Source organism: Aliarcobacter cibarius (genome assembly GCF_013372265.1).
Classification (GTDB): Bacteria; Campylobacterota; Campylobacteria; order Campylobacterales; family Arcobacteraceae; genus Aliarcobacter; species Aliarcobacter cibarius.
Genome location: NZ_CP054051.1, coordinates 1,656,190 through 1,668,172, shown reverse-complemented (window position 1 = coordinate 1,668,172; position 11,983 = coordinate 1,656,190). Strand labels below are relative to the sequence as shown.

Here is an 11,983-nt window from a genome sequence, read left to right as displayed (position 1 = left end):
CAAAAGACTATTTTTCTTTACTTACCAATCCATCTATTTTTAACAAACCACTTGCTATTTCATCTATAGCAATGTCAGTATATTTCATTTTTTGAGTATTTTGAGCTAAAAGAGGTTTAGCTCCTTTACTTAATTCATCTGCTCTTTGACCTACAGCTATAGCTAAAATATATCTATCATTATCAACTTGTTTTAATGCTCTTGAAATTCTTTCTTCTAATCTTTCCATTTAATTTTCCTTTTTAAATTATTTTACTATCGAACATTTACTATAGTCACCTTTTACAATTCTAAGAAGGTTCCCTTGTTCATTCATATTTGTAACAGCTATTGGAAGTCTATTGTCTTTTGCTAAAGCAATTGCTGTGTCATCCATAACTTTTATTTGATCTTCTAAAGCTCTATCATAGCTTAAAATATCTAATTTTTGTGCATCTGGAAATTTCATAGGATCTTTATCATATACACCGTTTACTTTAGTTGCTTTTATAAGCATACTAGCACCAATTTCTGTTGCTCTTAATGTTGCTCCAGTATCAGTTGTAAAATATGGATTTCCAGTTCCTGCTCCAAAAATAACAACTCTACCTTTTTCAAAATGTCTCATTGCTTTTCTTACAATAAAAGGTTCAGCAATTTCTTCCATTTTTATCGCTGTTTGTAGCCTTGCACTTAATCCTTTGTGCTCAAGAGCTTCTTGCATAGCAACTCCATTTATTACAGTTCCTAGCATTCCCATGTAATCAGCACTTGTTCTTTTTATAACACCATCAGCAGCTGCAGTAACACCTCTAATTATATTTCCACCACCAATAACAATAGCAACTTCTACACCATATTCAACTAGAGTTTTAATCTCTTCTGCAATATAATCTAAAATCTTTGTATCTATACCATAACCTTCAGCTCCAGCTAAAGCCTCTCCAGAAAATTTAACAAGTACTCTTTTGTTCATCTGCTCTCTTTTATATAATAATTTTTGCATTTTATCCAAAAAATTATTAACAAACTCTTAGCTTAAAGCCCATTCATAAAATGATATCACGTTTATTTTTATTTTATTATTTGACAAATTTTCACTATTAGAAACTGTAATAATTTCTATTTTATTAATATTATACTCGATTGCAGTTTTAACAATTTTTTTTAAAATATTTGAGTTAATTAATTGATTGAAAAATGGAATACATACTACTGCTAAATTTTCTTCTTTTACGTAAAAATCTATATTTTCAAGATAAAATATTTTGTTATTTTCTTTTAATAATTCTAAAAAAACCATATTTGTAAATTCTTGTTTGAATTTCTTTGTAAAGCTTATAGCGTTTAGAAAAGCGTAATTGTAAGTATATATCTTTTTTAGACTCATTTCTTGATTGTATTTTTCTATAAAAAAAATATTATTTTTTTCTTCAAGCTCTTTACATTCTTCATAAAATCTATCTTTTGAAATTTTAATTCTAGTTTTTAGTTGATTGTAAAGTTGAAATATAGACTTTCTTTCGTCAATATTTTCTATTAGAATTTTTAAAATTTCAAAGCTTGTTTCATCTTTAGAATTTAATTTAATTATTTCTTGAAGTTTTGATAATTTTTTATGCTCTTCAGTTGTTATAGAAAGAGCTAAGTTTCCATATTTTAGAAAACTATTAAAACTTTGAGTAATATTTTGGTGTTTTGAATCAAAAAGTAAATATTCTTCAAAGTCTAAAGCATATAAATTTATTTTTTCAAAATTTTCATAAATTATATTTTTCTGTGAAGTTAATATTATATTTGTACAATCTGGAATTTTACATTGATGGTCAAAATTTTCTAAAATTAGTACTTCAACATTTTTTTCTTTAATGAATTCATCTAAAAATTGCAGTTCATTAGTTATATTTTTATTTCTTAAATCAAAAAAATCTATATATAAATAATCTTCATTTTTGAAGTTACTAAGAAAGTCATATACCAAATATGATTTTCCAACTTTTGAGGGACCACATATTATTGTTTTTGAATTAATAATTTTTATTTTTCTCTCTAAAAAATTAATTTTAGAGAAATTTATTTGATAATTTTCTTCAAGTAGCTTCATTTGTTACTTAAATTTATTGCCTCTTTTATGGCATTTAAATAACTTTGAGTATTTATATTTTCATTTTTGTAAGCAATATTAAATGCTGTTCCATGATCTACACTAGTTCTTATTATTGGAAGATTTAGGCTCACATTTATACTTTCATCAAAATATAAAGCTTTTAATGGAGCTAATCCTTGGTCATGATACATTGCAACAAAGTAATTGAAATTTTTTCTTGAAAGAGGAGAAAATGCAGTATCAGGAACTAAAGGTCCTTTAAATATATTTTTACCAAAATATTTGTTAGCTTTTTTTATTGCTTTAAAAATTTCTATTTCTTCATCTCCTAATACACCATTGTCACTAGCATGAGGATTTAGTCCTAAAACACCTATATTTTCAGATTTTACATTTTTATAAAAATCTATTAAAAAATTTGTTAAATCATTATCATTTATTTTTTTTGCTACTTTTTTAAGAGCTATGTGCTCTGTAAAAAGAGCTACAAACATTTTTTCACAACCTAACATCATAATTGCATGTTTACCAAAATAATCTCTTAATACTTCAGTGTGTCCTTTGTATCTTATATCTGCTTTATTCCAAGCTTCTTTATTTATAGGAAGAGTGCAAATTGCATCTACCTTTTTTTTATTTGCTAAATTTATAGCATCTAAAAAAGAGTTGTATGAATATTTACCAGATTTTTTTGAAACACTTCCTGGCTTTATTTCAAATTCACCTTTTGTTTCAAAAAGTTTAAATCCTTCGGGAATATCTAATTTTAACAATTTTGAAGCTTGAGATAGCATTTTACTGTTTATACAATAAATTGGTTGACATATTTTTGAAATCTCATCATGACATTTTAAAGCTATTTCAACGCCAATACCATTTAAATCTCCAATGCTAATAGCAATTTTTTTTAAATTATCCATTTACTATTTTCTTCATTTCTGTAATTGCTTCATGTAATCCAGTAAAAACTGACCTAGCAACTATACTTTGGCCTATATTTAATTCAGATATTTCTTTTATATTACAAATATTTTTTACATTTTGATAGTTTAATCCATGTCCAGCAGCAATTTTTAAACCTAAATTTGAAGCAAAGTTTGAAGCAGTTTTAATATCTTCTAAGCTTTTATTTAATTTATTTATAAGCTCGTCTTGACTCAATTCTAGCTCTTTTATTGAATGCTGAGTATGCTTCAAGTTTGTATATAACATTGCAAAAATATTTGCATAAGAACCAGTATGTAACTCTACCCAAGTAGCTTCTAACATATTTGCCAATTCGATTGATTTATTATTTGGATCAATAAAAAGTGAAACTTCAATTTCATTTTCTTTTAATTTTTGTATAGCTGCATCAATTTTATTGAAATTGCTTTCTAAATCTAAACCACCTTCTGTTGTTACTTCATTTCTATTTTCAGGTACCAAAGTTGCTCTAAATGGTTTTAGTTTACATACAATATCAATAATATCATTATTTATTGAACATTCAAGATTTATTGGAAGTGCAGATTGTTCTATTATAGCTTTTGCATCAATATCATGAATATGTCTTCTATCCTCTCTTAAATGAATAGTAATTTGATCTGCACCTGCTAATTTACAAATACTAACAGCATCAAGTGGATTTGGATCGTTTATTTTTCTAGCTTCTCTTAGAGTTGCAATATGGTCTATGTTTACACCTAAAAGCATAATTTTCCTTTATACTAAATCTTTTAAAGTAGCTATATTTGCAGCTAATTTATTGTGAACTTCTAAAAATTCATCTTCATGTTTTGAATCAGCAACAACGCCAGCACCTGCTTGGAAAATAATTTTATCTTTTGTAAGAAGAGAAGTTCTAATAGTTATTGCACTATCCATATTTCCATCAAATCCAAAATATGCAATACTTCCTGAGTAAAAATTTCTTTTTATTTTTTCAAATTCTGAAATTAGTTCCATTGCTCTTATTTTTGGAGCACCTGTCATGGTACCTGCTGTGAATGTAGCCATAAAGAGGTCAAACATATCATATTTGTCATCTAAAATTGCTTCAACGTCACTAACAATATGCATTACATGTGAGTATCTTTCAATTTTCATAAGCTCTGTTACTTTAACACTTCCAGCTTTTGCAACTCTACCTACATCATTACGTCCTAAATCAACAAGCATCAAATGTTCCGCTCTTTCTTTAGCGTCATTTATTAGTTCATCTTCCATTGCTAAATCTTTTTCTAAAGTAGCTCCTCTTTTTCTTGTTCCTGCAATAGGACGTAGTAATAAGTGACCATCAATAAGTCTAATCATAACTTCTGGAGAACTTCCTGCTATTGAAAAATCTTCAAATTGTAGTAAAAAAAGATATGGACTTGGATTTTTACTTCTTAATGCTCTATAAAAACTTAGATGATCAACTATGGCATTTTGTATAAATCTATTAGACATAAGTATTTGAAAAACATCTCCACTTTTTATCATATCTTTAGATTTATCAACCATTGTGAAAAATTCTTCTTTTGTATAATTGAATTTTCCATCATCGATTAAAATAGCTTTTTTTAATGGAGTATAAGAATAAGGCTTTAAAAGTTCATTTTCTATAACTTCAAGTTCATCTTTTAACTCATCAATAGAAGTAAGAATTACTAATTTTGATGTTTTGTGTGAAAATGCTAAGATTATTTTTGGTCTAATTAAATCTAAATCAGGAATATTTAGCTGATCTTCTAAATTACTCATAGATTTTTTTAATTTAGGTTCAAATTCTTTGGCCATATCATAACCAACATTTCCAATGAAACCATCTATTAATCCAATACCTAATTCTTTAGATTTTTGTTTATAAATTTCTTTATCAAATTTTTTATAATATTTTTTTAGAAATAAAAGAGGGTTATTATCTATTTTTTCTATTTTGCCTTCTTCATTTTTAAAAAAACACTCATTATTTTTATACCAAACTCTTTCTCTTGATCCAATAATTATATATGAAAAATTTCCATCATTATTTGAGCTAATGCTACTTTCAAATAAAAAGCTAAGCTCATTTGGATAAAGAGCCTTTACTTTTTCATAAATTGATACAGGTGTAAACTGATCTAAAAATAAAGTTTTATTATAAAAATTCATAAATTATCTTTCTTAAAATTTAACTACATGAGCATTTGCAACATCTAAAGTTGTTTTTATATTTCCAACATTTTTAGTAGCTGCATCTTTTGTAGGATATGGTCCTATTAATACTTTATTGTATAGGACTCCATTTACTTCATGTTGATAAATTTTATATTTTAAATTACCGCTTCTAATTTTATTTATAAAACTATCAGCTGGTTTTTTAGTAAATGCACCAACTTGTACAAAGTAACCATCACTTGGAGCTGAATTACTTGTAGAATTACTACTATTTTCTACAACTAAATCTTTTACAGATTTTTTAGTTTCAGTTTTCTGAGCAACAGGCTCTTTTTTAATTATTTCTGATTTTGTTTGTTGAACATTTTGCATTTGTTTAGCGGCTTTTTGTTCTTCAACTTTTTTCATAGCATTATCTATAGTTTCGTTTGATATAGATTCTTGTTCAGTTGTTGTTTGTTTTGTTTGTTCAACTTGTTGAGTAGTTTCTTGAGTTGTTTGAATATTATTTAGTCTCTCTTCTGCCGAAAGTCTACTTGGATCAATCATCTGTTCATTATCTTTTTTTGCTCTTTCATTAATTATTTTTTGAAAGTTTTCTTCTATATTATTATTTGATAAGCTTTTAGATTCAGAAGTTTTAGCACCATTTGAAGTAAAAGAGTCCTCTTTGCTTGATGAATCACTAGTTAATAATCTAATTATTATAATTGTCAGTAAAAATAATACTACTAAAACAACTCCTAGCATAATATATTTTTTCTTATTATCTTCATTGCTAAATGCTGACGCACCAAGCATTATGTTATCAAGTTCATGTTGAGAGTTTAAATTTGGATTACTTTGTAAATTTTGTTCAAAACTATTTTGATATGGGTTTATTACACTTTCTGGTTGAATGAAAGGTACATTTTGCTTAATAGTTTGAGGTTCATCTTCAATGTAACTATTTTCATTTGAAGCTTTTAGCTCTTGTAATCTTTTTTCTAACTCTTCTCTTTCTTGTTTCTTTTGAACATTTTTTAAGAACTCATTACCTTTTATTTGCATAAATTATCCTTGATTTTTTAACCTTAATACGTAGAGCTGTTGTAAATAACAAAGTTGCTTGCTAATTCTTCAAGTTCTTTGTTGATTTTTTTATGTAACTCTTTATCTTCAATATTGTCTAGTACATCACAAATTTTATTTGCAATAAATTCAAATTCTTTTTCTTTCATTCCTCTTGCAGTTAGTGCAGGGCTTCCTATTCTAATACCACTTGTAACAAATGGGCTTCTTGTTTCACCTGGAACTGTATTTTTATTTACAGTAATTCCTGCATCTCCTAAAGCTGCATCTGCATCTTTACCACTAAATGGTTTATTTAAGAATGATACTAGTACTAAGTGATTATCTGTTCCACCACTTACAATATCATATCCTCTTTTTACAAGCACTTCTCCTAATACTTTTGCATTAGCTTTTACTTGTTTTGCATAATCTTTCCATTTTGGATCAAGAATTTCTTTAAATGCAACAGCTTTTGCAGCAATTACATGAACTAAAGGTCCACCTTGTAATCCTGGGAAAATTGCACTATTAATTTTTTTAGCAATCTCTTCATCATCAGTCATAATCATACCACCTCTTGGACCTCTTAAAGTCTTATGAGTAGTTGTTGTTACAACATGAGCATGAGGGAATGGAGATTGATGTTCACCAGCAGCAACAAGACCAGCAATGTGAGCAATATCAGCAAATAAAATAGCATTTACACTATCAGCTATTTCTCTAAATCTTTTAAAATCAATCTCTCTAGCATATGCACTTGCACCACAAACAATAATTTTTGGTTGAACAATTTTAGCAATTTCAGCTACTTTATCATAATTAATTCTTCCATCAAGTTCAACACCATAATAGAAAGCAGAGTAGTTTTGACCAGAGAAGCTAGGTTTACTTCCGTGAGTTAAATGTCCACCATGAGATAAATCCATACCTAAGATTTTATCACCAGCTTTTAATAATGCTGCATAAACTGCACCATTTGCTTGAGATCCACTGTGAGGTTGAACATTTGCAAATTTACAACCAAATATTTTACAAGCTCTGTCAATTGCAAGTTGTTCTACTTTGTCAGCTTGCTCACAACCACCATAATATCTTTTATATGGATAACCTTCAGCATATTTGTTTGTAAATACTGAACCCATAGCTTGCATAACTGCAGGTGAAGTAAAGTTTTCACTAGCAATCATTTCTAAATGGTTTGTTTGTCTTTTTAATTCAGCCTCAATTATTTCAAATACCTCTGAGTCTGCTACTTTTAAATTTTCTTCTGTTATATATCTCATCTCTTGTTCCTTACTTTTCTTCATTTTCATCTAATAAAAGGTCAAAATCTTGTTTAACTGGTTTCATTGCAGGAAATAATAAAACATCTCTAATAGAGTGTTGATTTGTAAGCATCATTACGAGTCTATCAATTCCAATTCCTTGTCCTGCTGTTGGTGCCATACCATAAGATAAAGCATTTACAAAATCTTCATCCATCTCATGAGCTTCATCATCACCACCATCTTTAGCTGCCATTTGAGCTTCAAATCTTCCTAATTGATCAAGTGGATCATTAAGCTCACTAAATGCGTTTGCTATCTCTTTTCCTGCAATAAATAACTCGAATCTATCTGTTAAATGAGATTTTACATCACTTCTTCTTGCAAGTGGAGATATATCAACTGGATACTCTGTAATAAATGTAGGATTTATTAACTTAGCTTCAACAAATTCATCAAAAAGTTCTCCTTGAAGTTGCCCAAGATTTAATTTAGGATTTGCTTCAAGATTTTTTGATTTTAAGAATTCTAATATTTTATCTTTATCTTCAACTATATCAGCAGGAACTCCTCCAATTTTATGTAAAGATTCAATTAATGGAATTTCTGTAAACTCTGTAAAATCTATTTCAAAATCTCCATAAGGAAGTTTTGAAGGAAGGTTTAAATTTTTGAATAAGTATTCAAAATACTCTTTTGTTAATTTAATTAAATCTTTATAAGTTTTATATGCCCAATAAAACTCAATTGATGTAAATTCAGGATTATGAGTTGCATCCATACCTTCATTCCTAAAGTTTCTATTTATCTCAAATACAGCTTCAAATCCACCTACAATTAATCTTTTTAAATATAATTCAGGTGCTATTCTTAAATATCTATCGATTCCTAAAGCATTATGATGAGTAACGAAAGGTTTAGCATTTGCACCACCTGCAATTGGATGCATCATAGGAGTTTCTACTTCTAAAAATCCTTTTTCTTCAAAGAATCTTCTAGTTAAACTTATAACTTTACTTCTTGTTTGAAAAGTGTTTTTAACATCACTATTCATAATTAAATCTAGATATCTTTGTCTATATCTTAGCTCTTTATCTTGAATACCATGATATTTTTCTGGAAGTGGTGAAATAGCTTTTGTAAGTATTTTTAAATTATCTACATGAAGTGAAAGTTCTCCTTGACCAGTTACGAATGGATATCCACTTACTTCAACTATGTCTCCCACTTCTACATATTTTTTGAAAATATCATTGTAAAAATTTTCTTCTAAATTATCTCTAGCTACATAAACTTGTAACATTCCTGATTGGTCTTCAATCTTTAAGAAACTAGCTTTTCCCATTAGTCTAAAGAATTTAATTCTACCAGCTATAACAAAATTTCTATTTTCATCTCTTTTTGATTCAAGATTAAAAATATCACTGTTTTTATCTAAATAATCTTGAATACTTAATTCTCTTTTACTATCATTTGCATAAGGATTTATTCCTAACTCTCTTAATGCATCAGCTTTTTCTATTCTTTGTTGTATATATTTATTTTCAAACAATTTAAAATCCTTTTATTAATTCTCTTTTTTATCTTCTTGCTTATTTGAAAGCTCTTTTGTTACATCTTTAAATTTTTTTTCTAAATTCTCAGTAACTTCTTCTTTGATATTTTCTTCTATATCTTTTTTAGTCTCTTGTATATTTTCTTCTATGTTTTTCTTAGTATTTTCAATAACCTCACTTGGTTTCACTGAATCTACTGCTTTATCTAAATTTTGTGTAATAGCTGTTGTGTCTAATTTTATAATGAAAGAACCAACACTTAATAAATGAGGCATTACAATAGAATTTGCAAATTTTTCATCGATAACTTTTTTAAACGATTGTACTTGATAAAGCGCATATGCTATAACAGCAAATATTAAAAATATTTTTAAAGCACCAAAAATAAATCCAAAAATTCTGTCTATTGCACCTAAACCACTAGCACTAAATATTTTACTTACAACAACACCAGCACTATAAATAACGAGCCAAACAACAACTAAAGCTACTATAAAACCTATTAGTTTAATTGTTGCTTCATTTTCTAAAACTAAGATAGGAGCTATTAAATCTCCTAGTTCTTTAGATATTCTTGAAGCTACAAAAATAGCCCCAACAATACCTAAAAGTCCAAAAACTTCCTTGATAAAACCTCTGAAAAGACCTTTTAGTCCAAGTAATAATGTAATTGCAATAATTATTAAATCAAAAATTGAAAAATCTTGCATTAAATTCCTTTTATTCTAAATATGGGCAATTTTACCTAAATTTATCAAAATAAAAGTTTAATCAAATTCTATAGTAAATCTTAAACCTCTTAGTTTTTTATCTTCATATACAAAATCTTCATTTTTTAATTCGATTTTTTTATTTAAAGTTTTTATGAAAAAATCTTCAACTACATAAAGACCTAGTCCAATTCCAAATGCTTGATGTTTTGTTGTAAAATACGGTTCGCAAACTTTTGAAATAAGAGTCTCATCAACACCATTACCACTATCTATTATACTAAGTGTTTTTCCTTCTAAAGTTATGATAATGTATCTTTCGTTTATGTTTTTATTTTCTATTAATGCACTGATAGAGTTATCAAAAATATTTAAAATAACTTCAGAAAAGCTATTACTATCACAATCTAAAAGTACATCATTTGTGTGTTTAAAGTGACAAACTATTTGATTTCTTTCAAAAATAGAGTCTAAGAATTCTATTATTTGATTTATTGCTTCTACTACAGAGACTTTATTTATATCATCTTTTGTGAAAAAGTTTGTAAAGTTTTCAATAGTATTTGATAGTTTAGTTGTATTAAAAATTATTTTGTCACATGATTTTTTAAATTCATTATCACTTAAAATATTTAGATCTTTTTTCAATTTCATACCACTTGTAAGTGTACTTATAACACTTAATGGTTGTCTCCATTGATGAGCAATGTTATTTAGTGTATTTGATATAGCATTTAACTTAGCTTGTTGGAAAATAGCTCTTTGCTGATTTTTTTCTTTTTCTGCTTCTAAAATTTCTTGAGAAATATCAGTAAATGTGGCAATTATTAAGTTATCATCTTTTAATTGGCTAACTTTAAGAGAAAAATGTTTTAAATTTTGGTTTGCATCATAAATTGCAACTTTAAAATCTGTATTTTGATTATAAAGAGCATGTTCTGCCCAATTTCTACCATTGTATTTAGTATCAATTAAATAGTTTTCATGTTCAATGTTTACAAATTTTTTACAAATACATTTATATTTTGTTTTGAAATCTTCTAAATTTTTACAATCGTTAAAAAATTCAATTAATTTTTTATTTGATTCAATTATATTTTCTCCGTTTGTAATAATTACAATACTAGATTGTGAATCTAAGATTAATCTATTTTTTTGTTCTTGAGATTTTATTTTATTTGTATATTTTGTGTAAAGATATAATATAAGTATAAAAAATAAAACTATTAAAACTATCATTATCATTAAAATATTTTGAGTTTTAATAGAACTAATATGTGAATCATCAATATTCTTTAAATCATAAAAATTTATTATTGAAGCAACTTTTTCATTTTTTTCATTAAATAAATTGTAGTTTGTTATTAAATAGCCGTTTTCTACTATAAAATCTTTCATATTAAAATATTTATCAACGTCATTATTTTTTAAATATTCAACAAAATAGCTATTTGCATTTTCATGAGGAACGTAATAATCATTTATGAATATATTTGAAATAGGTGATTTTAGAACTTTATTTACATCTTTATTTACTAGAACTATTGACTCAATTTTATCTTTTTTTAAATCTTCGATAACAGAATTTAAATGTGAAATAACTTCTAAAACACCAAAAAATTCATTTTTATAACCATATATAGGAGTTCTAGCTTTTAATGATAAGTTATATATACCCATGCTTATTGAAGTAGACACTTTTGGATTCGATAAAGTACTTTGTAAATCTTTTCTAAATGAAATATCTACTTTTTCTTTTGTCCAAGATTTGTATACAGGAATAGCATTTTTATTTACAACTTGAATCCAAACATTTTTATATTTTGAATACTGTTTTAATTCATCAATAATTTTATTAAAATCGAGTTTTTCATATTCTTCATTTTCCAAGTACTTATAAAGATTTTCATTTTTGCTTAAAGACAGAGCAATTGCCAACGTTGTATGTTTTTTATCATCGATTGAGTTTTTTGTAGTATCGATTATTTTATCATTAGTGTTTAAATATAGGTTATAGAAAAGTTCATCTTGTTTTTTTAATATATAGCTATAAGATACATAAATAACAAACAAACATAATAAGAAAAATATAAAAATAATGAATAAAAAATTTTTTCTAGTCGCCAATTTATCCTCGATGTATAAAAAATGCTTATATTTTAAAGCAAAAAATAATATCTATTATAAAAT

Annotated in this window: 11 protein-coding genes; all 11 read right to left on the bottom strand. The window is 26.4% G+C overall.

All coding sequences use genetic code 11. The features are described 5' to 3' along the window. Nucleotides 1-7: 7 nt before the first annotated feature. Genes ACBT_RS08400 through ACBT_RS08350 form a run of 11 tightly spaced genes read right to left on the bottom strand, consistent with a single transcriptional unit; the run spans nt 8 to nt 11,920 of the window. Entirely contained in the window at nt 8-229 is a 222-nt protein-coding gene (locus ACBT_RS08400) for a DNA-directed RNA polymerase subunit omega (protein WP_024775979.1), read from the bottom strand. Between the two features lie 18 nt (nt 230-247). Beyond that, nucleotides 248-955, bottom strand: coding sequence for a UMP kinase (gene pyrH / locus ACBT_RS08395; protein WP_024775980.1), 708 nt, complete (start codon nt 953-955; stop codon nt 248-250). Nucleotides 956-1,012: 57 nt separating this feature from the next. Then, nucleotides 1,013-2,083 carry an AAA family ATPase gene (locus ACBT_RS08390; protein WP_024775981.1) on the bottom strand — a complete coding sequence of 357 codons (1,071 nt, stop codon included), beginning with the start codon at nt 2,081-2,083 and terminating at the stop codon, nt 1,013-1,015. Then, nucleotides 2,080-3,006 (bottom strand): 4-hydroxythreonine-4-phosphate dehydrogenase, encoded by a 927-nt coding sequence (gene pdxA, locus ACBT_RS08385; RefSeq protein ID WP_024775982.1) that lies wholly within the window; start codon nt 3,004-3,006, stop codon nt 2,080-2,082. Before pdxA ends, ACBT_RS08390 begins: the two co-directional genes overlap by 4 nt. Further along, on the bottom strand, nt 2,999-3,781 hold the full coding sequence (locus ACBT_RS08380; protein WP_024775983.1) for a pyridoxine 5'-phosphate synthase: 783 nt from the start codon (nt 3,779-3,781) through the stop codon (nt 2,999-3,001). The genes pdxA and ACBT_RS08380 overlap by 8 nt, the downstream gene beginning before the upstream one ends. Nucleotides 3,782-3,790: 9 nt before the next feature. Then, nucleotides 3,791-5,203: an anthranilate synthase component I family protein gene (locus ACBT_RS08375; protein ID WP_024775984.1), complete on the bottom strand. Its 1,413-nt coding sequence runs from the start codon at nt 5,201-5,203 to the stop codon at nt 3,791-3,793. A gap of 12 nt (nt 5,204-5,215) precedes the next feature. Further along, nucleotides 5,216-6,259, bottom strand: a complete 1,044-nt coding sequence (locus tag ACBT_RS08370) for an SPOR domain-containing protein (RefSeq protein WP_024775985.1) — start codon at nt 6,257-6,259, stop codon at nt 5,216-5,218. 23 nt (nt 6,260-6,282) lie between these two features. Continuing rightward, on the bottom strand, nt 6,283-7,545 hold the full coding sequence (locus tag ACBT_RS08365) for a serine hydroxymethyltransferase (RefSeq protein WP_024775240.1): 1,263 nt from the start codon (nt 7,543-7,545) through the stop codon (nt 6,283-6,285). Between the two features lie 10 nt (nt 7,546-7,555). Further along, nucleotides 7,556-9,079: a lysine--tRNA ligase gene (lysS, locus tag ACBT_RS08360; protein WP_024775986.1), complete on the bottom strand. Its 1,524-nt coding sequence runs from the start codon at nt 9,077-9,079 to the stop codon at nt 7,556-7,558. A gap of 15 nt (nt 9,080-9,094) precedes the next feature. Then, complete coding sequence (locus ACBT_RS08355; protein ID WP_024775987.1) at nt 9,095-9,793, bottom strand: CvpA family protein; 699 nt, start codon at nt 9,791-9,793, stop codon at nt 9,095-9,097. A gap of 57 nt (nt 9,794-9,850) precedes the next feature. After that, nucleotides 9,851-11,920 (bottom strand): sensor histidine kinase, encoded by a 2,070-nt coding sequence (locus ACBT_RS08350; protein WP_024775988.1) that lies wholly within the window; start codon nt 11,918-11,920, stop codon nt 9,851-9,853. Between the last annotated feature and the right edge of the window lie 63 nt (nt 11,921-11,983).